Consider the following 24,601-nt stretch of genomic DNA (forward strand, 5'->3'; position numbering starts at 1 on the left):
ATTAAAATTTATCTTATTTAATATTAATTTAAAACCAAATATCATGAAATCATTACTTATTATTTTGTTACTTTTAGGTTTATGCGCACCATCTTATTCACAAGATCAGAAGAAAGATACCGTTCAGGGAAAGATGAAAATCACAGAATTACCACCAGTTGTAATCAAAAAAGCAGGGAAAGATTTCTCAGTCTATCTTCCGGATAATAACCCAGATCAAAGTGTTCAAGCTGTAGAAGAAAAATTCATCGCTTATGATCTTGGGAAAGACTTTGAAGGTTTTGAAGAATATCTCTTGGTTCTGAGTACCAAAAAAGGGACTTTATCTGCAACTTATGATGAGAATGGAAAATTAATCCGTGTGGTTGAAGAGTATAAAAATGTAAAACTTCCTAGTGAGGTAATTTACTCTATTTACAGAGCTTATCCCGGATGGGCTATTGTAAACGATCAATTTCTTTATACACAAAAGGAAGGGGACGTTATTAAAAAACAGTATAACGTTAAGATTAAAAAAGACAATGAAATCGTTAAATTAGTAGTTCGTCCCGATGGCGAAATTATAAAAATGAAATAATACTAGTTTGAACAATAAATAAAGAAAAGGCTGCCAAAAATATATTTGGTAGCCTCTTGTTTGAATAAAGTAAAAATTATATATTTTTTATGTTGGCATTACTATCAGCAACAATAAAAGAAGTATCATATCCACCAAAGGATTTCATGTAGCTCCGTATTGAAGTGCCGTAAGCATCCCGGAAATATCTTTTACCTTTATTTTTCAAATATTTTCTTACTGAACCTGCACCTCCAAGATGTGCAGCGGCCAAAATTCCAGATTCCGTTATGTGGATTCCATTCATTATTGTGCCCTCGTATTTTTCAATTTCCTTTTTTAGTTCCCATTTATTTTTTGCCAAAAGAGCAATAAATGCTTTTTCCTGCATTTCAGGACTATTCAAAAAAGCGGAACTATTATATATACCGATTGATTTTAGTGTCTCAATACCAAACTGGTATTTGCCTAAATATCCGAGTGAATTAATTTTTTTGTATTTGCTTTCAGATTCTCTATATCCGATTGCTTCTTTGAATCCAATAAAGAAATTTCCAGTAAAAGGGATATTCAAATTGGTGTAATCTTCTTGTTTTTCAGATGGAAATAAGTAGTGTGATCCATCTTCTTCGTGAACTAGAAACCAAGAGTTGGTGTCTAAATTAAAGGGCTTAAAACCCGAGCTTAAAAAGGCAATAATAATTGTCAAACCTGTATAAAAATACCATTTCTTTATCATAAATTGTTTTTCTTCAAAACGCTGTCCCGTTAAGAAATTTCTACGTGCAAATATACGTAAAAAATAATTATACTGATAATCAATGAGTTAAAGTTTATCAAAAATAGATTAAGTGTAATTTAACATCGTTGAAGTGCACCATTTCAATCGTTGGAGCTGGTATTTTTACTGTATTTAAAACTGAAAAAAGAGTCTTTAAAAAGTGGGATTTAGTGTTAATTTTAGTCAAATCGGCATCAAAACTCAGGTAAAATTGTCTGTATCTTTGTCTATTTAGAGTCGGAAATTGAGCCTCATTTTGTCTAGTTCCTGTTATCATTCCCTCGGCTCCATAACCCAAAGCAAGATTCAGCCATTTTGGTATTTTTGAGTCTTTAGCAAAGGAATGTAAATTGACCGAAAGCCAATAGGTTTGTCCATTATAATCTTTTAGAATTTGTTCGGTAAATGAACTCCCTAAAATCTCTGCTCTTTGATTTGCATATTGTGTGGTATGAAAAGAAAATTTAGGTGTTATACGCTGTTCTTTCCACAGTAATTCTTGTGAAACATATAAAGCCGTTCCGGAAGCATTTGAAATTATATCCCCTGACGAAGCACCCCATTCAGAAGAATATCCATCCATAACCTCAACAGCTGTCAAAAAAGCAAATCCCAAACCAGCTCCGTAAACCAATTGGTTCTTTTTACTGGCTCCGCTCCATTGTAACATTTCGGCACCAAACCTTCCTAAATGATACGAAGAAAAAGAATGTCCGAATTTATCCATTTGAAGCCATTCCGAATTATCATTTATAAAATGAAAATCAGACTTTGGATAATCGGTATACCAAAGTTGGTTTAAACCTATCAAAATCCCGGAAGCCAATACCGCTTCAGAGATCACAACGGTATTTTGTCTTTTCTTATGTAAAGAATCCGATGGTGTAAGGAAAGCATCAATTGTATTTTGCGAAAAACCCGTTTGAAACCCAATCAAGAACCAGAATAAAAAAAGCAGTTTTTTAAATATCAAAACTATCTTTTTATCCCTTGACTGTTTATCCAATCTGAATATTTTTTCGCATTTTTATTATGCTCTGCTAAAGTAGCGGCAAATTCATGGTATCCAAAACGTTCCACACTGGCACAGAAATAGATGAAATTGTTTTTCTCTGGATTTAAAACTGCTTCCAATGCAGTAATATCAGGCATCGCGATAGGCCCAGGAGGAAGTCCGATATTTACATACGTATTGTATGGTGAAGACATTGTCAAATCATTATAAAAGACTCTTTTGATAACCTGATTAAAATCATTTGATTTCTTTTTTATCGCATAAATAACTGTTGGATCAGCTTGCAATGGCATTTGAGCTCTTAAACGATTCAAGTAAACTCCTGCAATTCTTGGTCTCTCGTCTTTTTTAACAGATTCTTTGTGTACTATTGAAGCAAGAATAGTTGCTTCAATTGGGGTTAATCCTTGTTTGGCGGCTTTGGCAACACGTTCCTTATTCCAAAAATTTCTGTATTCTTTAATCATTTTATCTCGGAATTTTTCAGCCGAGGTATTCCAATAGGTTTCATAAGTATTTGGAATGAACATCGCCAAAACATTTTCTTCGGTAAAACCATTTTCTTTCAAGAAAACAGAATCTTTAAATGTAGTCAGCAATGATAAGCTGTCGGGTTCAATTTGGGAACCCACGCGTCCTGCTAAATTCTCTAATCGTTCCTGATTATTGAAAGCTAAATTCACCGGTACATTTAATCGCAACGTTTTTACTAATTCATAACTATTCATTCCTTTGGTGAATAAAAAGCGCCCTGGTTTTACATTTTCAGGATAATCTCTTTTGCTGGCAACCGTTTCAAAACGGTCCATATTTTCGACATAAGGAGCAATTATTTTTTTTACATCTTCGTATTTAGAGTCTGTTGGAATGTACACATAGAGTTCTTTGTCAGCAAATTTTGTATTCGCTGAAAAAATTTGACGCAACAAAATAAATCCATAAACTATTAATACTGATATTAATACAACAGATATGATTGTTATAATTTTTTTTAAGTTCAAAATAATTATTTTTTAAAATTGCTACGCCAGTTCGCTGACGCTCGTGTGATTAATTAATTGAAAGATAGCTTCGTCCTTGTAAACGCCGTTAACCAAATTCCAATCTTTTTTTATTCCTATATTTTGGAAACCAAATTTAGTAAAAAGAGCGGTACTTGCTACATTTTCAATGCCAATATTTGCATATAATTGATGCAGGTTCAGATGATGAAAAGCATACCTAATCAATAGTCCTAATGCTTCTGAACCAATATTCTGTTTGCGGTTTTCATTGCCTTGAATTACAATCCCAACCCCTGCCCTATTATTCTTTGGATCAAAATCAAATAAATCAATTAATCCCAAAGCTGGAAAATCCTGATCTTGGCAAATAGCCAATCGCAATTGCTTGGCTTCATAAATATCCTGATGCGCATTTTCCAAATATTGCTTTACTAAAAACCGGCTGTAAGGCGTATGCGTGTTACTCACTTCCCAGATACTTTGGTCGTTTTCAATAGCGTAAACAAACTCCAAATCATTAGGTTCAAGTGCGCGGATGTAGATATTTTCTCCTTTTAATGTTATCATTTAGGTATCAGGTTCTTGATTTTGGGTTTTAGTTATATCTCGATAGTTCCTTTAAACACAAATTCAGCTGGTCCTTTCAAGAAAACATTGGTAAACTGCCCATCCTTTTTATCAAAAGAAACAACTAATTTTCCTCCTTCAACATTCAAATCTATCGAGTTTGCTTTTGTTTCACCCAAAACATTCATCGCGATTGCTACTGCAGTTGCTCCCGTTCCACAAGCTAATGTTTCATCTTCCACACCTCTTTCGTATGTTCTTAATGAAAAGGTAGTTTCATCTATTTTTTTTACAAAATTGATATTGCTTCCTTGTTTTCCATATAACTCACCGTATCGGATACTCGCTCCGTTTTCTTTGACATTATAGTGTTCTAAATCTTCCACTAATTGTATATGATGTGGCGAACCTGTATTCATAAATACATAATCCGGAGTAATTTTCACTTCTTCGACATCTATCATTTGCAAAGAAACTATTCCATTGTCAGCAACTGAGGCATGATGCAACCCATCTGTCGCTATAAAAGTAGTATTGTCGTCAATAACGTTTAGCTTTTTGGCGAAAGCCACTAAACATCTTCCACCGTTGCCACACATGGAACTTGGATTTCCATCTGAGTTGTAATAGACCATTTTGAAATCAGTATCCGGGTCATTTTCCAATAAAATAAGTCCGTCTGCACCTATCCCAAAACGTCTGTCGCATAAGTGGGCTATAAGTTGAATATTGTCTTTTGGAAAAATCTCCTGACGATTATCAATCATCACAAAATCATTTCCTGTTCCTTGGTATTTATAAAATTCTATTTGCATTTTATTTAAATTGAGATATACAAAAGTACGAACTATTAATGAAATGTTAATCATTGTTAAAGAGCGTTAAACTGTTTTATAAAAAAGTAATTTAACGCTATTTTTACTTTAAAATAATTTAAAAACGAATTCTAATATGAAACGATTTTCAACACTGTTTTTAATATCATTGCTGAGTGGAGCCGTAACATTAGGGGCTTACAAATTATTATTTGACAATGATGGCTATTTTTCGAATAACAAAGACTCAATCACAACCGTAGCCTCAGATTCCTATGGAAAACGCGTAGGATTATCCGCTGAAAATGTTGATTTTACGGAAGCTGCCGAAAAGACCATTCATACGGTAGTTCACGTAAAAAATGTATCGCGTAAAACGGTGACCAACCCAATGCTTGAATATTTTTACGGCTACGGTGGACAGCAACAGCAAGAACAAATAGGAACAGGTTCCGGTGTAATTATTTCTGAAGACGGTTATATTGTAACTAATAATCATGTGGTAAAAGATGCTTCGGAAATTGAAATCACCTTAAATAACAAAAAATCATATAAAGCCAAACTCATTGGAACCGATTCTAAAATGGACATTGCTTTATTGAAAATTGATGCCGACGAAAAGTTACCGTATACTGCTTTCGCCAATTCTGATTCGGTGAAAATAGGCGAATGGGTTTTGGCAGTAGGAAATCCGTACAACTTAACCTCAACGGTAACCGCAGGAATCGTTTCGGCAAAAGCCAGAGACTTGGGCACTAGTGGCATTCAGTCTTTCATACAAACAGATGCAGCTGTAAATCCAGGAAATAGTGGTGGCGCATTGGTAAATACCCGCGGGGAATTAATTGGCATCAACACGATGATTTCATCCATGACGGGTTCTTATGTTGGTTATTCTTTTGCAGTTCCGTCAAATATTGCCCGAAAAATAATTGAGGATATTATGGAATTTGGTAATGTGCAAAGAGGAATTCTTGGAGTTGAAGGTGGCGAATTAAATGGAACTGCTTCGAAAGAATTAGGCATTTCCCAAACACAAGGATTTTATATCAAAAACGTGACTAAAAATTCCGGTGCCGAAAAATCCGGACTTGAAAAAGGAGATATTATCGTAAAATTGGATGACCAAAATGTGGCTACTTATGCCGATCTTTCAGGGTATATCAATACCAAAAGACCTAATGATAAAGTTCAGGTAACCATTCTTAGAGACGGAAAAAACAGAATTGTTCCGGTAATTTTGAGTAAAAATGAATTTTTTACTACGGAATTCAAAGGTCTGGAATTGGAAAACTTGGATGCTTCTGATAAAAAGAAATTCAATTTGAGCTATGGTATTAAAATTAGATCTGTTACTAACGAAAACCTGAAACAATATGAGGAAGAACTCAAAGGAAATATTATTCTGAGTATTGATAATATAAAAGCAACAGATATAGAAACAGTCTCTAAACTTTTAGATAAAAAGGACGAAAGTCAAAGTATCCGAATTGAGATGATTAATAAAAACGGAGAAACTATAAAAATTATAATCTAATACTTATAATCTCAAAATGAAAGCCATCTTGTAAACCGAGGTGGCTTTTTTATTTTAAAAATAAATCATAAAATAGCTTACGAAATCGATTGAAATGGGTAATTTTGCGCAAAATTTAAAAAATCATTAATTTATTTTACAAATTTTCACATGAGCATTACATACGAAAAAGAAGTTTCTTTTCAAGCCGACAGAAGACGTTCAGGAGTAGAATTGATCAAAATCATCAGTGATTTATGGTATGACAAATCAATTGAAATGGTTTTGTTCAGAAATCAATTAATTGACAAAAACGTTAGCGAAATCATCAACTTGCATGAATACGCAGGTGAATTCGTGGGCAAACCAATTTCTGTGTTTGATTCAGTAGAAATTGCCAGAGCTGTTTTAGAATTAGATTTGCCACCTTCAAAACTGGATATTGGTAAACTTACTTATGAGTACCGTTTAGAAGATGAAAAATATCCTGACACAAGGCATTTTGTACTAGACAAATTAAAAGATGCCAAAACATCTGAAGAAATTCAACCTAAAGATGTAGTGTTGTATGGCTTTGGCAGAATTGGAAGATTACTGGCTCGTGAGTTACTTTCGAAAACAGGAAAAGGAAACCAATTGCGATTGAGAGCCATTGTAACCCGGGATAAAAACGATGCAACTTCCCTGGAAAAAAGAGCTTCCTTATTGCGTTATGATTCTATTCATGGTGATTTTCAAGGTTCAGTTGTTGCTGATACTAAAAATAATGCGTTAGTTATTAACGGCACAACCGTTCATGTAATATCTGCAAATGCACCCGAAGAAATTGACTATACCCTTTACGGAATCAACAATGCTTTGGTTATTGATAATACTGGCGCATTCACAAATCATGAAGCTTTGAGCAGACATTTAGTTTCAAAAGGGACCGATAAAGTCTTGCTTACCGCTCCCGGGAAAGGAGTTCCAAATATTGTTCATGGTGTCAACCAAAATGAATACAATCCGGATGAAATAAACATTTTTTCGGCTGCGTCATGTACTACGAATGCGATAACTCCAATCTTGAAAGTTATTGAAGATACTTTAGGTGTTGTAAAAGGACATTTGGAAACTATTCATGCGTACACTAACGACCAAAATTTGGTTGATAATATGCATCGAAAATACCGTCGGGGTAGAGCTGCCGCCTTAAATATGGTAATTACCGAAACGGGCGCAGGGAGCGCTGTTGCAAAAGCATTACCATCGCTTGAAGGAAAACTGACTTCTAATGCTATCAGAGTGCCAGTTCCCAATGGTTCTTTGGTAATTCTAAATCTTGAAGTGAGCAGAGTAACTTCGCTTAAGGAAATCAACACAATCATGAAAAAGTATGCTTTGGAAGGCGAACTGGTAGAACAAATAAAATATTCGTTGAATAATGAGTTAGTTTCTTCAGATATTGTAGGGACTTCGGCACCTTCCATTTATGACAGCAATGCTACAATTGTTTCCAATGACGGAAAAAATATTGTCTTATACATTTGGTATGATAATGAATATGGGTATAGCCACCAAGTCATCCGACTGGCGAAATATATTGCTAAAGTAAGACGTTTCACGTATTACTAGCATTTAGATTACAGGTTGTACGTTGCGGTTTTAGTTTTAATTTTAGTTTTTTAATTTTTGTAGCGCAACCCAACCTGAATTAAATAGAAAATCCGTCTCTTTAAATTGAAACGGATTTTTTTTGTTTATTGGATCACAATCTAAAATTTATATAGATTAAATCGGTAAAACGGTTGTACTCTTCACTTCCGAAATAATGAAAAAGCTGTTAATCAAAGAAACCTCTGGTAAAACAGATAATTTTTTCTGATGAAAATGATGGTAACTTTCCATATCCGGCAATACGATTTTCAACATATAATCAAAACTTCCAGAAACAAAATTACATTCCACTACTTCAGGTAAATTAAGTATCGCTTGATTGAATCCTTCTGAGATATCATAGGTCTGCTTTACAAGTGTAACCTGGCAATACACCGTCAGGTTTTTACCCAGCTTCTTTTTATTCAAAATCGAAACGTACTTCTCAATAATTCCTTCTTTTTCCAAACGCTTTACCCTGTCATGAACCGGTGTCAGCGAAAGGTTGATTTGATTGGCAATATCTTTCAAGGTCAAATGTGCATCTTCCTGAAGAAGACGTAAGATTTTTTTGTCAGTTTCGTCCAATATCATAATTTGTAGATTCTTTTTTTAGGTACAAAAGCAGTTTTTTTTTCTTTTTAGAAATATAAAAAACTCATATTCAGAAATATTTTATGCTAAATTACTAAATAAAATTAATATTTTCTTAATTTAATAGCATACAACAATAATATTTTCTTTATATATAAATTTGTAAAGCAATTAAATTCAAACATTTAAACACAAGACTATGATAATCGGAATTCCTAAAGAAATCAAAAATAACGAAAACCGTGTAGCACTTACTCCTGCAGGTGTAGCCGAATTCAAAAAACAAGGTCATCTCGTTTATGTACAAGCAAGTGCTGGTGAAAATAGTGGTTTTAGCGACAAGGCATATGCTGAGGCTGGAGCAGAGTTATTGCCAACAATTGAAGACGTTTACAGTATTGCTGAAATGATAATCAAAGTAAAAGAACCTATCGCTTCTGAATATCCTTTGATCAAAAAAGACCAATTATTATTTACCTATTTCCACTTCGCCTCATCTGAACCATTGACGCATGCTATGATTGAGCGTGGCGCAATATGTTTAGCGTATGAAACTGTTGAAAAAGCAGACCGTAGCTTGCCTTTATTGGTACCCATGTCAGAAGTGGCAGGCCGTATGTCAATTCAGGAAGGTGCTAAATATTTAGAGAAACCATTGAAAGGAAAAGGAATCCTTTTAGGTGGCGTTCCGGGAGTTCCTCCTGCTAAAGTATTAGTTTTAGGTGGTGGAATAGTAGGAACACAAGCTGCAAAAATGGCCGCTGGTTTTGGTGCTCAAGTAACCATTATGGATGTAAGCTTAGCTCGTTTGCGTTATTTATCTGATGTGATGCCGGCTAATGTGACTACAATAATATCAAATCATTACAATATCCTTGAAGCAATTGCTACAGCCGATTTAGTTATTGGAGCTGTTTTAATTCCGGGAGCCAAAGCACCGCATTTAATCACTCGTGATATGTTGAAATTAATGGGTCCGGGAACTGTGGTAGTTGACGTAGCTGTTGATCAGGGAGGTTGCATCGAAACCTGTACACCAACCACACACGAAAACCCAACTTTTATCATAGACGACATCGTACATTACTGTGTGGCTAATATGCCAGGTGCAGTACCTTATACTTCAACATTGGCGCTTACAAATGCTACTTTACCTTACGCGTTGCAATTAGCAAACAAAGGATGGCAAAAAGCATGTGCCGAAAATGAAGAATTGAAAAAAGGATTGAACATTGCTAACGGAAAAATCCTTTACAAAGGAGTTGCTGAAGCTTGGAATCTCCCTTTTCATGAAGAGTTAGTGTTAGAAAACGCAGTTAACTAACATTAAACAAGTGCTTACTACACTAGAAAAACCCGTCTTGTCTCAAGACGGGTTTTCTGTTTTTATACTATATTAAAAGTGTTTTCGGCGTAACCCTCCGTAAAAACTTCGGGTCGGGCTATTCGCTGTAATCTTTTATTCCGCTACGCTTCATAAAAGGATTTCCGCTGCTATCCCTTACGCAAACAAGAAATCAGAACGCAGTATTTAGTATTAAATTCAATCTAAAAAACTGTAATCTGCAAAACTACTCCTTCGGTTTCGTCATATAATACACAGGAATTCCTGTCAGCATAATCAAAACACCCCAACCACAAGTAGAAAATTTAGTCAGTAACAAAGAAATACACACCGCCGAAGCAATAATTATGTATAAAAATGGTAGAAATGGATATCCAAAAGCTTTGTAAGGTCGTTCTACATCTGCCATTTTCTTGCGAAGAATAAAAATCCCGTAGATAGTCAAGATGTAAAAAATCAATACAATGATAATTACAAAATCCAACAAATCACCATATTTCCCTGTCAAACACAAAACCGAAGCCCAAACACATTGTATCCATAAGGCCCAAGCCGGAACACTGGCATCGTTAAGCACTGCTGCTTTCTTGAAAAACAAACCATCTTTTGCCATGGTATAATAGACTCTGGCACCTGCCATAATCAATCCGTTGTTACAAGCAAAAGTCGAAATCATAATCATCACCGCAATGATAATCGTTCCCATATCACCAAAAGTATATTGTGAAGCCACAACCGCTACCCTGTCAGATTTTGCAGTAGCAATTTCGTCCAAAGGAATTACGGCGAGGTACATCAAATTCGTAAGAACATAAATAATCGTAACGATAAAAGTTCCCAAGAACAAACTCAAACCTACATTTCGCTTTGGATTTTTAATTTCACCCGCTATAAAAGTAACTCCCACCCAAGCATCACTGGAAAACAAAGAACCCACCATCGCTGCCGAAATTCCGGTTAACAAAGCCGTTCCGCCTATTGGCATCCAAGAACCACTTTCGGTGTTGAAGGCTCTGGAACTAAATGCATTTGTCCAGTTCGCATTCCAAATTTCTGCTTTGGCAGCAAGAATAAATCCAAAAATTATTAATCCAAACAACGATAAAATTTTAATAACCGTCAAAACTGTTTGCATTATTTTACTGTTTTTCACCCCGCGACTGTTGATGTACGTCAGTAAAATAATGGTGATTATTGAGACAATTTGTGCTGCATTGAGCTTGAAAGAACCTATTTCATACAGAATATTTTCGTCACTTAATGGCGGAACCAAATAAGCCGCAAATTTTGAAAACCCAACACCTACCGCGGCAATCGTTCCCGTCTGGATCACAGCAAAGAAACTCCAACCGTAAAGAAAGGCAATCAGTTTATTGTATGCTTCTTTCAGATACACATATTGACCACCCGCTTTTGGAAACATAGCGCTCAATTCGCCATAACTTACAGCTGCAATCATAGTAATCAATCCCGAAATCAACCAAATCAAAATCAACCAACCCGCTGATCCCACTTGTCGTGCAATATCAGCACTTACTATAAATATCCCTGAACCTATCATAGAACCCACCACAAGCATGGTTCCATCAAGCAATCCTAATTCTCTTTTAAAATCTTCTGGTTTTTGGTCTTCCATATTTTTTGTTTTGGGGTTTTGGTTTTAGTTGGCTAAAGATATACTTTTTTTGGAAATTTAAGAAAATGGAGGAAAGGATGCGCAATAATTTTAAAGTTTTGGGCGTGACCCTCCGTAAAAACTCTGGGTCGGGCTGTGCGCTATATCTTTATTTTCTTAAAGAAAGAAAATAAAGGATGCCGCTTCCATCACTCACGCAAACCGCAACAACAATGGTTAGGCCAGTAATACCAATCGACTATCAAGAACTACAACAAGAATCCCCAGTAAAAAGCACTAAAAAAATTTAGCAGCGATTTTTCTGACATCCGAACAATAAACGCAATTCAATATGGCTTTTGCAAAGAAAAAAGCATTAAAGTCATAACTTAGTTTTCGCAAATAGATATCTAAAAATTTAAACTTATGGAAGCTAAAATGATATGGGCGAATCTTGTCTCAAATGACTTAGATAAAACAACCAAATTCTACACAGAATTAGATTTTAAAAAAAATGGCAATCGTACGGAAGAGTTGTCGAGTTTCTTTTTTGGCAATGATAAATTTATTATTCATTTCTTTGCGAAAGCAAGATTTGAAAGCTTTGCGAACAGTGAGGCGGCAAATCTTGAAAAGCAAAACGAAGTAATTTTTTCTCTTTCCGCTGAAAGTATAGAAGAAGTTGATCAATGGTTCATAAAGGTCAAAAAAGCAGGCGGAAAAATTTATGCTGAACCCCAGAAATTCGAAAAGGGATACACTTTTGGATTTGCAGATCCAGACGGCCACAAATTCAATGTGTTATATTGGCCGGGAATGTAATTCATCCTGCCACAATCCCTTAACCAAATGACACCATCTGTTCTGAAAAACTTCTTCAAAATACAAACAATCACAAAAAAATACTGAATAATCTTTATTCACGGGCTGCGTTTTAGTCATCCCGTGCCATTTTAAACTATAAAAATATGCATTCCAAAAAATTGACTTTCTTATCCTTAACTGTTTTACTTTTATTTACTTTCAATCTTTCCAGTCAAGTTACGCTCCCGAAAATTCTGGGACATAATATGGTTTTACAGCAACTGAAAGAAGTACCTGTGTGGGGAACTGCTGGTCCAGGTGAAAAAATAGCAGTCACTTTTGCTGGACAAAGCAAAACAACGGTTGCCGATAACTCTGGAAAATGGTCAGTGAAACTCAACCCGATGAAAGCTTCGTTTACACCACGCGAAATGACTATTAAAGGGACAAATACAATCCTACTAAAAAATATATTGGTTGGGGAAGTCTGGCTTTGTTCAGGCCAATCTAACATGGAATATGCTATGCGAAAATATAGTAAATTCCAATCAGCAGTGAATGGAAACAGACCGCCTGAAGATGATTTAAACACTGCAAATAATCTCAATATCCGCATTTTTCTTGACCGTCGAAAATACATGGATCCAAGTCCAGAACATCTCGGTTGGGACGCGGCGATGGGACGACCATTGGTTGATTTTTCGGCTGTTGGTTATTATTTTGCGAAAGACTTATATGCTAAATTACAGGTTCCTATCGGAATGATTTCTGCAGCAGTACCTGGTAGTCGGATTGAACCGTGGATTCAGGCTTCTAAAATGGAAGTGGCTCCTAAAATGAAAAACGGAAAAATTCTAGACAAATTAAGTGCGGATGGTGGCGATCCTGGTAAATTTTATGAGGCCATGATACAACCTCTAATTCCTTTTACATTGAAAGGAATTCTATGGTATCAGGGGGAATCAAATTGTTTTCTGAACGAAAATATCCGTTATGCCTATAAGCTTAAAACACTGATTGAAAGTTGGCGTAACGATTGGAAAGATAAAAAATTACCTTTTTATTTTGTTCAAATAGCGCCCTACAATTATTCTACTGCCAAAGATGTTCGTCCACACACTACTGAAAATCTTCCCGAATTCTGGGAATCACAGGCGCTCGCATTGCATTTAAAGAATACAAGCATGATTGCAATTACCGATTTAGTCGACAGTATTGCTGATTTGCATCCTGGATACAAATGGGAAGTTGGTCGCCGTTTAAGTCTAGTGGCCACAAATAAAGCGTATGGACAAAAAAATGTCGTTTGTTCCGGACCTGTTTATCAAAAAATGAAAATAGTACACCAAACCATTGAAATCACTTTTTCAAATGTAGGAAGTGGTTTAGCAAGCCGTGATAAAAAACCTCTTACCTGGTTTAGTATAGCAGGTTTGGACGGGAAATTTGTATCGGCAAAAGCGGAAATAGAGGGCAATAAAATAATCGTTTCTGCTTCTGAAGTTCCACATCCCCTTTCGGTGCGTTTTGGTTGGAACGAAGCTGCCCAATCCAATTTCATCAACAAAGAAGGACTTCCTGCCATTCCTTTTAGAAGTGATAATCCGTGGGATAAACTTTTTTAAAACAAATATATCGCCCGATCGCGGAACTCTTTTCCGTACCTAGAATGAGGAGACATCACAAAACATAAAAAAAGCTACAATGATGTAGCTTTTTTTATTTATTGAAATAGAAAACTTATTCTTTAATTGGTTTTCATTGGCGGCAAATCAAATGCTTCTGCTTCATGTTCAAAATTGTTACGATGTGAACCGTCACAAAAAGGCTTGTTGGATGATAATCCACAACGACAAAGGCCTAATGCGGTTCTCCCCTCTAATCCATAAACCTTCCCTTCAAAGTCCATTATTTCGAAATCACCTTCTATTTTTATAGATCCATTGCGATTAATTATTAGTTTTGTCTTACTCATAATACTATTTAATTTTTTAGAATTCAAAGATTGCAAAATATATGCATACCACTTTGAAATCGCTATTATTTTTATGATATCTAAGGCTAATTTACATTAATTCTATATTAAGTAAAACGTAAATTATGAATTAATAGCAGTCAGCTGAACCAAATAAAATCTGATACCAAATCAATTACAATCACACTTCCTTCTTTAGGAAGGAGACTTTGCACAAATATAAATTCTAGTTCTCTTTTTATTTTATGGTATAAGCAGAATGATTTCCATCTATATTGTACATTTGTCAAGTACGTAGTACATTTCTGGGCTGTGTTTAATTATTTCATATTTTGTTTCATGAATATACAACCTTTTTAATTTTAACCAAAAAGAATTCAATACCCTATAATATTAAAAGCATGAGTGTCTTAAAAAAAGTAAATGAATATAGAAGGATAATAACACACAGTTTGACCAAAAACATTGGCAGTTCACAAAAAAATCAAAAAATTGATTTGACTCAAAAAATCGAAATTAAAAGAGTTTTAATTTCAAGGCCAAATCATAGATTAGGAAACCTTTTGTTGATTACGCCGCTAGTGCAAGAAGTTATCGCTACTTTTCCAGAGTGTAAAATTGATCTATTTGTAAAAGGTGGTTTAGCACCCATTGTTTTTCAAAATTATAAAAACATCAATTACATTATAGAACTCCCTAAAAAGCCTTTTAAAAATTTAGTAGCTTACTTTCAAGTTTGGATAAAAATCAAAAAACAACACTATGATATTGTTATAAATGTAGATAAAGGTTCTTCATCAGGAAGATTATCTGCGCAATTTGCTAATGCAAAATATAAGTTTTTTGGCGAAGTTGATGAAAACATTCAATTAAAATACACCGATTATGAGAACATTGCAAAATATCCGGTATACGAATTTAGAAGTTTTTTAACCAAATTAGGATTTAATAAAAATGAGAATCCAGTTCCCCCATTAGACATTAAACTAAGTTTTTCAGAAATTGCTGAAGGTCAAAAAATAGTGAAAGAAATAGTAAAAAACGATATAAAGACAATTTCTATTTTTACTTATGCCACTGATGACAAATGCTATTCAGAATCTTGGTGGGAAGAATTTTATGATCGATTAAAAAAAGAATACCCAAATTATAATATTATAGAAGTGTTACCTGTTGAAAATATTTCACAAATTGGATTTAAAGCACCTACCTTTTACAGTAAAGACGTTCGTGAAATTGGGTCAGTAATTGCAAATACCGTAATTTTTATTGGTGCCGACAGTGGGATTATGCATTTGGCCAGTGCTTCACAAACCCCTACCGTTGGTTTGTTTTCACGCCCTAATCTAAACATGTATGCGCCTTACAATAATAATAGTGTGGCAATAAACACCAATACTAATAATACGGATGATTGTATTAAAATCATCAATCGTATTCTTACTGCTAACTGATTTAGCATTACCTTGTTCCTTATAAAAAACTAAAATTAAATACCTATGAAAAAAATACTCTTTTCACTTCTTATATTCGTGTTTACTGGATCAATTTGGGCACAGGACCAAAACTCATTTTCTTTGACTATGGATCATACTGCGCTATCAGTGAAAGATTTGGATCGTTCAGTTGATTTTTACACTAACGTTTTAAAACTTAAAGAAATTACTAATCTTACGAGAAAAGAAGGCATCCGTTGGATTTCTTTGGGAGATGGAAAAGAATTGCATTTAGTTTCTACTATTAAAGATCCCGTTACAATAAATAGAGCCGTGCATCTTGCTTTTAAAGCCGTGAACTTTGATGGACTGGTAAAAGTATTGGAAAACCTGAAGATCACTTATTCTGACTGGCCAGGAACGCTTCATAAAATCAACGTTCGTGCTGACGGGATTAAACAGATTTATTTTCAGGATCCAGATGGCTATTGGATTGAAGTAAACAGCGTTGAAAAATAGATTCCTATCACTTTTAAAAGCTATAGTCCTTAATATTTTAAAAGTGAGTAATAAAATGTAGACTCTTATCTATTCTTTCGCAAAAAAACAATAAAACGCTTCTAATCAGATGTGTGAAAATTGATACTTTTCTTCTAAATTGTGTAATGTTTTCTTTGTGTATCTTTTGCAACTTTGTAGTATAGATTTAAGTTCTATGTTGAACTAAATAATAAGACCAATAATAGGACGAGGAAAAATAAAAAACTCAAAACAGTAATACGAAATTAATCGTTATCTCTTTTGTATTAACTCTTAAAACAGACGATGGCACCACTGTAAATCCATTCAAGCTATAAAAGTTTAAAGATGAAATTGCATTTAATAAAAAACAAAAAACTCCCCAGTTTGCTGAAGAGTTTCCATTATATATAAGAAGTTATGTGTTTTCTAAAATTTGATTATTGTAAAACGCGATTGATTTGAGTTAATTTTTTTTCATAATATTTCTCTTTCACAGATGAAATAACAACACCTCCACCTACTGAGGCATGAATGAATTTTATATCACCATCGCAAACTTCAACCACCATTCCAACATGATTAATGCGGCTTCTTCCATTAGTTTTAAAGAAAATTAAATCTCCTTTTTGAGCATCTTCTGCATTGACTACAACTCCTAAACGGGATTGCTCTATAGAAGTTCTTGGCAATTTGATATCGAAAGCTCCAAATGTAGTACACATTAAACCAGAACAATCATAGCCTGATTTCGAAGTTCCACCTGACTGGTATCTAGTCCCGATATTAGATGAAGCTGTTTCAATCAATTCATCTAAAAAGTTAGGATTGGAAGCCGGTTTTACAAAACTTTTAAATTCCCATTTATTGCTTTCGACGTTCTTATATTGCTCGTTATCGTTTTCATCATTTATAAATTTATGCCTGCCATTTTCAGTATCTGCAATTGCTACATTTTCGTTATTTGCATTAGCAGATCGAATGTTTAATTTATAGCCAACTGGAAAATTATATTTAATTTCAGGATTTTGGTTTTCTAATTCATGAGCCGTAAGTCCGTATTGTTTTGCAATACCGTACTTTGTTTCTTTTGGCAACACTTCGCGAACAATAGTTTCATTTGAAGTATTTGAACTTTCTGTTGGGTTTGTAACAATTACCAATGCTGCTTTTGACAAATCATTTATCGGTAGAGCCATAACAGTTGGCTCTTGTAGGGATTGTATTTTATTTTCTTGAGGTGCAACTGCGATTTCAGTTTTTAGTGATGCGTTTGCAGGAATATTAATTTTTTGCCCCACTCTAAGTGATTTAACTCCTAATGTTGGATTGGCCTTATCGAATTCCTTGATTGTGATTCCGTATTTTTTTGTAATGGAATACTTTGTTTCTTTTGGCAAAACTTCTATAATAGTACTTTCGCCAATAGTACTTTCGGTTTCAGCAATTTTAGGTTCAATTGCTACAGGTACTTTTTGTGAAGACTTTTTTGCTGGGGGAGCAACTGCGATTTCTGTTGAAGTTGCATTACCTGGAATTGCGATTTTTTGTCCTATTTTTAATCCTGAAGTTTCTAATGTGGGATTGGCTTCATTTAATTCTTTTACTGTAATTCCGTATTGTCTTGCGATTCCGTAAAGTGTTTCTTTGGCAAGCACTTCGTGTTCTTTCTCGGAATAATTTGTTGCAATCTTAGATTTGGTAGTGGTGTTTTTTGGAGCAGTAACAGGAATTAATAAGACTGAATTGAGTTTTAATAGATTCTTGACTTTTGGATTTAATTTATAGATTTCGCTTTGTTTTACATCATATTTCTCTGCAATACTCGAAATAGTTTCCCCTTTTATGATGGTATGTTTCTTGGTGCTTTCCTGTGAAAAAAGTACAATACTATTTAATAAAAACAATGTTACAACTAATCTTAAACTCATATTCATTTATTTCAAATTACTTACCCCATTTTTATTCTCCTTAGCAATTTCGGGATATAATTATTAAATCTCGCTAGGGTTTCTTTTTTCAACTATTTTATATTTTTTAAAAATTCAAAAAAAATGGTATCTCTTTTCAAAAAAGAGGGCAATAATGTTTTCATTTTAAAATCTAATTGAATTTTTGTTCGAATTTCAAAAGCTACTCAAACAGTAACGCAGTACAAGCCAAATGTATTGTTGCGCTGAAATAAATATTCTGATGAAGATGATTTGTTTACAATTAAAAAAAGCTTCTCTGAAAATTTATCTACAAAAAGCTAATTTAAGTTATAAAATTTAAAAAACAATATTTTTTTTTGGTTTTAACGTGTAAAATAAAGAAAACGCCTATTTTTCAGCATTTTTTTGGTCTTTTTAGAACAAAAAATTCCATTTTATTTAAAATGATACTATTCACTTCTTTTTTTTAAATCGTAAAATCCAAAAGAAATCGTCTCCCCGATTTCTAGCCCTGATGAAAGTGGAAAGCCTTTTGAAATGGAATTGCATTTTTTTCCTGAGAAAAAAGAGCGACCGGTGGAAGCTCCTTTTTTATCTTGGAAAAAAGCAATTTTATGAAAAAGCTTGAAGCGGTCAGCAGGAAATAGCTCCAAAAAAAAAACCACCCCATTTTATATGAAGTGGTGCTTTTAGTTCTTTCGCTTTCTTTACATTACATGAACATCATGCCATTTTTCTGCAAGTTTACTGAGGTTAGCCCGCATTAAATCATCAGGAGTCATAGCTATCCTAAACTCGCAATTGGCTTCAAAATTTAAAAACCAAGGTTCAGCAATAGATGGAATAGCAGAAGCATCAGGAACTTCAACTACCATAACCGCACCTCGATTACCATCTTGTTCAGAAAAATAAATACTCTCTGGTTTAATATCTTCAATCACTCGACTGATAATCTCACCAGCTGTACCATTTCTTGCCATTGAGTTGAAAGGCTCAATAGGGAAGATAACATTAACTAACATTCTCATCGCAATTAGATTTAAAATTAATAGTGACTAAAGATACAAAATAGCACAATCATTTTAAACTTCAAAACCTTTATTATCAATATTTTAACTTCAAATTAATATGATTTAAAATGAAAAATAGCCCTGTTCTAAAAAACCATAAAACAAAAAAACTCCCAAGTTTCCCTGAGAGTTTTGAATATAAAATATTTTAATTTACTTATGCATTACTAGCAGCAGCAATTAAGTTTAATGCTGAACCAGCAACGAACCAACCTATTTGCCCTTCATTATACGTATGGTTTGCCAAGATGATATCTTTGGTTCCATCAGCATGAACGAATTCTAATGTTAAAGGTTTTCCTGGAGCGAAATCTACTAAATCTGTAAAGTTGATAACGTCATCTTCTTGGATTTTATCATAATCTGCTTCGTTAGCAAATGTCAATCCTAAAAGACCTTGTTTTTTAAGGTTTGTTTCGTGGATACGAGCAAATGATTTTACCAATACTGCTTGAACACCTAAGAAACGAGGTTCCATAGCCGCATGCTCACGAGAAGAACCTTCTCCATAATTGTGATCTCCCACAACAATAGACGGAACTCCAGCTGCTTTGTAAGCACGTGCAACTGCAGGAACTGCATCATACGCACCAGTCAATTGATTTTTAACCGAATTGGTTTTATCTGTGAAAGCATTAACTGCTCCTATCAACATATTGTTAGAAATATTATCTAAGTGACCACGGAAACGCAACCATGGACCAGCCATAGAGATGTGGTCAGTAGTACATTTCCCGAAAGCTTTGATCAATAATTTAGCTCCTGAAATATTTTTACCATCCCAAGGTTGGAATGGTGCCAATAATTGCAAACGATCTGAAGTTTCGCTAACTACGATTTGAACTCCTGAACCATCAGCAGCTGGTGCTTGAAATCCTGCATCTTCTACAGCAAATCCTTTTTTAGGTAATTCATCACCATAAGGAGCGCTCAATTTTACTTCTTCCCCATTATCGTTGATTAAAGTATCAGTAATAGGATTGAAATCCAAACGACCTGAAATTGCTAAAGCAGCAACCATTTCTGGTGAAGTTACAAAAGCGTGTGTGTTTGGGTTACCATCCGCACGTTTAGAAAAGTTACGGTTGAAAGAGTGAACGATTGTATTTTTTTCTTGTTTGTCAGCTCCTGCCCTGTCCCATTGTCCGATACATGGGCCACAAGCATTTGTAAATACTTTGGTTCCCATTTTTTCGAAAGTAGCGATGATTCCGTCTCTTTCGATTGTATATCTAATTTGCTCAGAACCTGGGTTAATTCCAAATTCAGCTTTTGGGCTAATTCCTAATTCAACAGCTTGATTCACGATAGACGCTGCACGAGCCATATCTTCGTAAGAAGAGTTGGTACAAGAACCGATTAATCCCCATTCTACTTTAATTGGCCATCCGTTAGCAGCAGCTTCTTCTTTCATTTTAGAAACTGGCGTACCTCTATCCGGAGTAAAAGGACCATTAATATGTGGCTCTAATTCAGAAAGGTTAATTTCGATAACTTGATCGAAATAAGTTGCTGGATTTGCATATACTTCTGGGTCAGCAGTTAAGTAAGAAGCTACCTTATCAGCAGCATCTACTACATCTTGACGACCTGTTGCAGAAAGGTATCTTCTCATCGACTCGTCATAACCAAATGTAGAAGTGGTAGCACCAATTTCGGCTCCCATATTACAAATAGTTCCTTTTCCAGTACAAGACATTGAAGTAGCTCCTTCTCCAAAGTATTCAACAATAGCTCCTGTTCCACCTTTTACAGTAAGAATATCAGCTACTTTAAGGATAACATCTTTTGGTGCAGTCCAACCAGAAAGTTTTCCAGTTAATTTTACACCTATTAATTTTGGAAATTTTAATTCCCATGACATTCCTGACATTACATCTACGGCATCAGCTCCACCAACACCAATTGCCAGCATACCTAATCCACCTGCATTTACAGTATGTGAATCGGTACCAATCATCAAACCTCCAGGGAATGCATAATTCTCCAAAACGATTTGGTGAATAATTCCTGAACCTGGTTTCCAAAAACCAATTCCGTATTTATCAGATACTGAAGAAAGAAAATCAAAAACCTCTTTAGATTGTTTATTTGCTGCCGCTAAATCAAATTCAGCTCCATTTTTAGCCAAAATCAAATGATCACAGTGAACCGTTGTTGGAACAGCAACTGTTTTCTTTCCAGCGTGCATAAACTGCAATAAAGCCATTTGAGCTGTTGCATCTTGACAGGCTACTCTATCCGGAGCAAAATCAACATAATCAACTCCTCTTCCGTATGCTTGCTTAGCAACGCCATCCCAAAGGTGACTATATAAAATTTTCTCAGTTAAAGTTAGTGGACGACCAACTATTTCACGTGCTGCATCAACACGACTAGTCATATTCGCATACACTTTTTTAATCATTTCAATATCAAAAGCCATAAGATTTATATATAATTGTTACTAATCTATTTTAAACATACAAGATACAAAAAAATAGAGTACAAAAAAAGCCTGAGTCATTAGACTCAGGCTTTTAAATTATAATTAACTAATTATGTGAATTATTTAACTAATAACTTATGAGAAGGTGCAAACTTAGTCAGATTAATTCCTTCTACTGCAGTCTTATATTCTTCTATTGTTGGAGTTCTACCAAGGATTGTAGATAATACCACAACCGGTGTAGAGGAAAGTAATGACTCTCCCTTTTTACCTTCAGTATCTTCTACGACTCTCCCTTGGAAAAGACGAGTAGATGTTGCCATTACAGTATCTCCTTTTGCCGCTTTTTCCTGGTTACCCATACAAAGGTTACAACCTGGACGCTCTAAATACAGCATGTTTTCGTATGATGTACGTGCTGCCGCTTTAGGAACATTATCGTCGAATTCGAAGCCAGAGTATTTTTGTAAAATTTCCCAATCACCTTCTGCTTTTAATTCATCAACAATATTATAAGTAGGAGGAGCTACAACTAGTGGCGCTTTGAACTCTACTTTACCTTCTTGCTCATCAATATTCTTAAGCATATGCGCTAGAATTTTCATATCTCCCTTGTGAACCATACAAGAACCAATAAATCCAAGATCTACTTTTTTAACTCCTCCATAGAAAGATAATGGTCTAATAGTATCGTGAGTATATCTTTTAGAAACATCAGCATTATTTACGTCAGGATCAGCAATCATTGGCTCAGAAATCTGATCAAGATCTACAACAACTTCAGCGTAATACTTAGCATTTGCATCCGGTCTTAGCGCTGGTTTCTCACCTGATATAATTTCGGCGATTCTCTTATCGGCTATAGCAATCAGTCCTTTAAGAACTTGATTTTTATTATCCATGCCTTTGTCGATCATAATCTGAATTCTACCCTTCGCAATCTCTAGTGATTCGATCAAGGTATAATCCTCAGAAATACAGATCGAAGCTTTTGCTTTCATTTCTGCAGTCCAGTCCGTAAACGTAAATGCTTGGTCAGCATTAAGAGTTCCAAGGTGAACCTCAATGATTCTTCCTTGAAATACATTCTCTCCACCAAATGTCTTAAGCATTTGAGATTGTGTAGCATGAACTACATCTCGGAAATCCATGTACCCTTTCATCTCTCCTTTGAATGTTACCTTCACAGATTCAGGAATTGGCATTGAAGCTTCTCCAGTAGCAAGTGCAAGAGCAACTGTTCCTGAGTCAGCACCAAAAGCAACACCTTTAGACATTCTTGTATGAGAGTCACCACCAATGATGATAGCCCACTCGTTTACAGTAATATCATTAAGTACTTTGTGAATTACATCCGTCATTGCGTGATAAACGCCTTTCGGGTCACGAGCTGTGATCAAACCGAAGTCGTTCATGAATTTCATCAATCTCGGAATATTTGCTTTAGATTTATTATCCCATACTGAAGCAGTGTGACAACCCGATTGGTAAGCACCATCAACGATTGGAGAAATCACAGTAGCAGCCATAGACTCTAATTCCTGAGAAGTCATCAAACCAGTTGTATCTTGTGAACCAACAATATTCACTTCTACACGAACATCTGAACCAGCGTGTAAAACTTTACCTGGAGTTGAACCAACAGCGTTTCTATTAAATATTTTTTCTACAGCCGTAAGACCTTGTCCTTCAACAGAAACTTCTTTTGATGGAGCATATACAGGCACAATATCAATACCAAGAGTCTTTGATGCAAATGTTTGAAGTTTTTTTCCAAATACAATTGCGTAAGATCCACCAGCTTTTATAAATTCAATTTTCTGAGGCGTAAATGCCTTAGAAATATCAATCAATTCTTTATCGCCGTTATAAAGTTTTTTTGTTTTTGTGTTGATTGTAAGAACAGTCCCAGTAGCAACAGAATAAACCTCCTCAAGAATAGGGTCGCCGCTTTCATTACGAAGAACGTTACCATTTTCATCTAATTTTTTTACCCAGTTTTTAAGGTCAAGACCAATCCCACCAGTAACATCAACAGTTGTTAGGAAAATCGGAGAAATACCGTTTGTTCCTGCAACTATTGGAGCAATATTAATAAATGGAACATAAGGACTTGCTTGTTTTCCACTCCAGAGAGCCACGTTGTTTACACCTGACATTCTTGATGAACCAACACCCATAGTACCTTTTTCAGCAATCAACATCACGCTTTTATCAAGATGCTGTGCTTGTAGTGCTTTGATTTCATCTTGTGCTTGAGGAGAAATCAAACATTTACCATGAAGTTCACGATCCGATCTTGAATGCGCTTGGTTACCTGGAGAAAGTAAATCAGTTGAAATATCTCCTTCACCAGCAATAAAAGTAACTACCTTAATCTCTTCTGCTATTTCTGGTAATTTAGTAAAGAACTCAGCCTTAGCATAGCTCTCTAAAATATCCTTAGCAATTTCGTTACCGCTTTTGAAAGCCTCAGCTAAACGATCTGTATCAGCCTCATAAAGATAAACTTGTGTTTTCAAAACTTCAGCAGCTTGTTTAGCAATAGCAACATCATTACCTAAAGCTAAATCAAGTAAAACCTTTATAGAAGTTCCACCTTTCATGTGTGATAATAACTCTAAAGCAAAATCGGCCGTAATTTCATCAACTACTGATTGACCTAGAACGATTTCTTTTAAAAAATTAGCTTTAACATTAGCAGCAGGAGTAGTTCCAGGTACAACATTATAAATAAAGAAGTTAAGAGAATCTGCTCTGTAGTCGTTATTTAAATCTTTAATTTGCGCAATGATTTCGCTTAACAATTCGGCACCATCAATTGGCTTTGGGTGAAGTCCCTGAATTTTTCGTTCTTCGATCTCCTTGATGTAATCGTTATAAGTGTTCATAATGATGTATTTTCAATTTTATATGGCAGATTTCCTTGATTATTTCAAAATAAAAAAGCCATAATATTAGTTTATTTTATTTGTGATGCAAACTTAAGAAT

The 24,601-nt window shown here is 34.9% G+C and carries 20 protein-coding genes; 8 read left to right on the forward strand and 12 right to left on the reverse strand.

Annotated features, from left to right (window positions below; genetic code table 11):
* The first annotated feature begins 43 nt into the window (after nucleotides 1-43).
* Nucleotides 44-577, forward strand: coding sequence for a hypothetical protein (locus ACM55K_RS04745; protein WP_416849111.1), 534 nt, complete (start codon nucleotides 44-46; stop codon nucleotides 575-577).
* Nucleotides 578-653: 76 nt separating this feature from the next.
* Here the strand turns inward: ACM55K_RS04745 and ACM55K_RS04750 are convergent, their stop codons facing one another.
* The 5 genes from ACM55K_RS04750 to dapF form a co-directional block, all read right to left on the reverse strand.
* Nucleotides 654-1,295 (reverse strand): peptidoglycan-binding protein LysM, encoded by a 642-nt coding sequence (locus tag ACM55K_RS04750; protein WP_416849112.1) that lies wholly within the window; start codon nucleotides 1,293-1,295, stop codon nucleotides 654-656.
* Between the two features lie 97 nt (nucleotides 1,296-1,392).
* Nucleotides 1,393-2,310: a DUF2279 domain-containing protein gene (locus ACM55K_RS04755; protein WP_416849113.1), complete on the reverse strand. Its 918-nt coding sequence runs from the start codon at nucleotides 2,308-2,310 to the stop codon at nucleotides 1,393-1,395.
* A 2-nt stretch (nucleotides 2,311-2,312) separates the two neighbouring features.
* Nucleotides 2,313-3,353, reverse strand: a complete 1,041-nt coding sequence (mltG, locus tag ACM55K_RS04760; protein WP_416849114.1) for an endolytic transglycosylase MltG — start codon at nucleotides 3,351-3,353, stop codon at nucleotides 2,313-2,315.
* 21 nt (nucleotides 3,354-3,374) lie between these two features.
* Nucleotides 3,375-3,923 carry a GNAT family N-acetyltransferase gene (locus tag ACM55K_RS04765; protein WP_416849115.1) on the reverse strand — a complete coding sequence of 183 codons (549 nt, stop codon included), beginning with the start codon at nucleotides 3,921-3,923 and terminating at the stop codon, nucleotides 3,375-3,377.
* Between the two features lie 32 nt (nucleotides 3,924-3,955).
* Complete coding sequence (gene dapF / locus ACM55K_RS04770; protein ID WP_416849116.1) at nucleotides 3,956-4,738, reverse strand: diaminopimelate epimerase; 783 nt, start codon at nucleotides 4,736-4,738, stop codon at nucleotides 3,956-3,958.
* 136 nt (nucleotides 4,739-4,874) lie between these two features.
* Here dapF and ACM55K_RS04775 point away from each other — a divergent pair, with 136 nt between their 5' ends.
* Entirely contained in the window at nucleotides 4,875-6,275 is a 1,401-nt protein-coding gene (locus tag ACM55K_RS04775; protein WP_416849117.1) for a trypsin-like peptidase domain-containing protein, read from the forward strand.
* 150 nt (nucleotides 6,276-6,425) lie between these two features.
* The gene (locus ACM55K_RS04780) at nucleotides 6,426-7,868 is read left to right on the forward strand and encodes a glyceraldehyde-3-phosphate dehydrogenase (protein ID WP_416849118.1); all 1,443 of its coding nucleotides are present in this window, start codon (nucleotides 6,426-6,428) and stop codon (nucleotides 7,866-7,868) included.
* A gap of 156 nt (nucleotides 7,869-8,024) precedes the next feature.
* On the opposite strand, the gene ACM55K_RS04785 is transcribed toward ACM55K_RS04780, so the two are convergent.
* Nucleotides 8,025-8,483: an Lrp/AsnC family transcriptional regulator gene (locus ACM55K_RS04785; protein ID WP_416849119.1), complete on the reverse strand. Its 459-nt coding sequence runs from the start codon at nucleotides 8,481-8,483 to the stop codon at nucleotides 8,025-8,027.
* 199 nt (nucleotides 8,484-8,682) lie between these two features.
* Between ACM55K_RS04785 and ald the strand changes: the two genes are divergently transcribed.
* A complete protein-coding gene (ald, locus tag ACM55K_RS04790; RefSeq protein WP_416849120.1) occupies nucleotides 8,683-9,807 on the forward strand; it encodes an alanine dehydrogenase in 1,125 nt (374 codons plus the stop codon).
* 247 nt (nucleotides 9,808-10,054) lie between these two features.
* On the opposite strand, the gene ACM55K_RS04795 is transcribed toward ald, so the two are convergent.
* A complete protein-coding gene (locus tag ACM55K_RS04795) occupies nucleotides 10,055-11,464 on the reverse strand; it encodes an APC family permease (RefSeq protein ID WP_416849121.1) in 1,410 nt (469 codons plus the stop codon).
* Nucleotides 11,465-11,869: 405 nt separating this feature from the next.
* Here ACM55K_RS04795 and ACM55K_RS04800 point away from each other — a divergent pair, with 405 nt between their 5' ends.
* Together ACM55K_RS04800 and ACM55K_RS04805 are read left to right on the forward strand one after the other, a co-directional pair.
* The gene (locus ACM55K_RS04800) at nucleotides 11,870-12,265 is read left to right on the forward strand and encodes a VOC family protein (protein WP_416849122.1); all 396 of its coding nucleotides are present in this window, start codon (nucleotides 11,870-11,872) and stop codon (nucleotides 12,263-12,265) included.
* 146 nt (nucleotides 12,266-12,411) lie between these two features.
* Nucleotides 12,412-13,872, forward strand: coding sequence for a sialate O-acetylesterase (locus ACM55K_RS04805; protein ID WP_416849123.1), 1,461 nt, complete (start codon nucleotides 12,412-12,414; stop codon nucleotides 13,870-13,872).
* A gap of 122 nt (nucleotides 13,873-13,994) precedes the next feature.
* Here the strand turns inward: ACM55K_RS04805 and ACM55K_RS04810 are convergent, their stop codons facing one another.
* Nucleotides 13,995-14,222, reverse strand: a complete 228-nt coding sequence (locus ACM55K_RS04810) for a CDGSH iron-sulfur domain-containing protein (protein WP_416849124.1) — start codon at nucleotides 14,220-14,222, stop codon at nucleotides 13,995-13,997.
* Nucleotides 14,223-14,623: 401 nt separating this feature from the next.
* On the opposite strand from ACM55K_RS04810, the gene ACM55K_RS04815 reads away from it, so the two are divergent.
* The gene (locus ACM55K_RS04815; protein WP_416849125.1) at nucleotides 14,624-15,676 is read left to right on the forward strand and encodes a glycosyltransferase family 9 protein; all 1,053 of its coding nucleotides are present in this window, start codon (nucleotides 14,624-14,626) and stop codon (nucleotides 15,674-15,676) included.
* A 45-nt stretch (nucleotides 15,677-15,721) separates the two neighbouring features.
* Nucleotides 15,722-16,177: a VOC family protein gene (locus tag ACM55K_RS04820; protein ID WP_416849126.1), complete on the forward strand. Its 456-nt coding sequence runs from the start codon at nucleotides 15,722-15,724 to the stop codon at nucleotides 16,175-16,177.
* A gap of 440 nt (nucleotides 16,178-16,617) precedes the next feature.
* Here the strand turns inward: ACM55K_RS04820 and ACM55K_RS04825 are convergent, their stop codons facing one another.
* The 4 genes from ACM55K_RS04825 to ACM55K_RS04840 form a co-directional block, all read right to left on the reverse strand.
* Entirely contained in the window at nucleotides 16,618-18,108 is a 1,491-nt protein-coding gene (locus tag ACM55K_RS04825) for a LysM peptidoglycan-binding domain-containing protein (RefSeq protein ID WP_416849127.1), read from the reverse strand.
* Nucleotides 18,109-18,818: 710 nt separating this feature from the next.
* Entirely contained in the window at nucleotides 18,819-19,139 is a 321-nt protein-coding gene (locus ACM55K_RS04830; RefSeq protein WP_039109077.1) for a hypothetical protein, read from the reverse strand.
* A gap of 199 nt (nucleotides 19,140-19,338) precedes the next feature.
* The gene (locus tag ACM55K_RS04835; protein ID WP_416849128.1) at nucleotides 19,339-21,606 is read right to left on the reverse strand and encodes an aconitate hydratase; all 2,268 of its coding nucleotides are present in this window, start codon (nucleotides 21,604-21,606) and stop codon (nucleotides 19,339-19,341) included.
* Nucleotides 21,607-21,728: 122 nt separating this feature from the next.
* Entirely contained in the window at nucleotides 21,729-24,500 is a 2,772-nt protein-coding gene (locus ACM55K_RS04840) for a bifunctional aconitate hydratase 2/2-methylisocitrate dehydratase (RefSeq protein ID WP_416849129.1), read from the reverse strand.
* Between the last annotated feature and the right edge of the window lie 101 nt (nucleotides 24,501-24,601).

The organism is Flavobacterium arabinosi (assembly GCF_048158725.1).
In the GTDB taxonomy this organism is placed as follows: domain Bacteria; phylum Bacteroidota; class Bacteroidia; order Flavobacteriales; family Flavobacteriaceae; genus Flavobacterium; species Flavobacterium arabinosi.

Bases quoted from the DNA above. Each gene is read 5' to 3' on its own strand.
- ACM55K_RS04745 (WP_416849111.1), top strand. From the start codon at position 44: ATGAAATCATTACTTATTATTTTGTTACTTTTAGGTTTATGCGCACCA.
- ACM55K_RS04750 (WP_416849112.1), bottom strand. From the start codon at position 1,295: ATGATAAAGAAATGGTATTTTTATACAGGTTTGACAATTATTATTGCC.
- ACM55K_RS04765 (WP_416849115.1), bottom strand. From the start codon at position 3,923: ATGATAACATTAAAAGGAGAAAATATCTACATCCGCGCACTTGAACCT.
- dapF (WP_416849116.1), bottom strand. From the start codon at position 4,738: ATGCAAATAGAATTTTATAAATACCAAGGAACAGGAAATGATTTTGTG.
- ACM55K_RS04775 (WP_416849117.1), top strand. From the start codon at position 4,875: ATGAAACGATTTTCAACACTGTTTTTAATATCATTGCTGAGTGGAGCC.
- ACM55K_RS04780 (WP_416849118.1), top strand. From the start codon at position 6,426: ATGAGCATTACATACGAAAAAGAAGTTTCTTTTCAAGCCGACAGAAGA.
- ACM55K_RS04785 (WP_416849119.1), bottom strand. From the start codon at position 8,483: ATGATATTGGACGAAACTGACAAAAAAATCTTACGTCTTCTTCAGGAA.
- ald (WP_416849120.1), top strand. From the start codon at position 8,683: ATGATAATCGGAATTCCTAAAGAAATCAAAAATAACGAAAACCGTGTA.
- ACM55K_RS04795 (WP_416849121.1), bottom strand. From the start codon at position 11,464: ATGGAAGACCAAAAACCAGAAGATTTTAAAAGAGAATTAGGATTGCTT.
- ACM55K_RS04800 (WP_416849122.1), top strand. From the start codon at position 11,870: ATGGAAGCTAAAATGATATGGGCGAATCTTGTCTCAAATGACTTAGAT.
- ACM55K_RS04805 (WP_416849123.1), top strand. From the start codon at position 12,412: ATGCATTCCAAAAAATTGACTTTCTTATCCTTAACTGTTTTACTTTTA.
- ACM55K_RS04810 (WP_416849124.1), bottom strand. From the start codon at position 14,222: ATGAGTAAGACAAAACTAATAATTAATCGCAATGGATCTATAAAAATA.
- ACM55K_RS04815 (WP_416849125.1), top strand. From the start codon at position 14,624: ATGAGTGTCTTAAAAAAAGTAAATGAATATAGAAGGATAATAACACAC.
- ACM55K_RS04820 (WP_416849126.1), top strand. From the start codon at position 15,722: ATGAAAAAAATACTCTTTTCACTTCTTATATTCGTGTTTACTGGATCA.
- ACM55K_RS04825 (WP_416849127.1), bottom strand. From the start codon at position 18,108: ATGAGTTTAAGATTAGTTGTAACATTGTTTTTATTAAATAGTATTGTA.
- ACM55K_RS04830 (WP_039109077.1), bottom strand. From the start codon at position 19,139: ATGAGAATGTTAGTTAATGTTATCTTCCCTATTGAGCCTTTCAACTCA.
- ACM55K_RS04835 (WP_416849128.1), bottom strand. From the start codon at position 21,606: ATGGCTTTTGATATTGAAATGATTAAAAAAGTGTATGCGAATATGACT.
- ACM55K_RS04840 (WP_416849129.1), bottom strand. From the start codon at position 24,500: ATGAACACTTATAACGATTACATCAAGGAGATCGAAGAACGAAAAATT.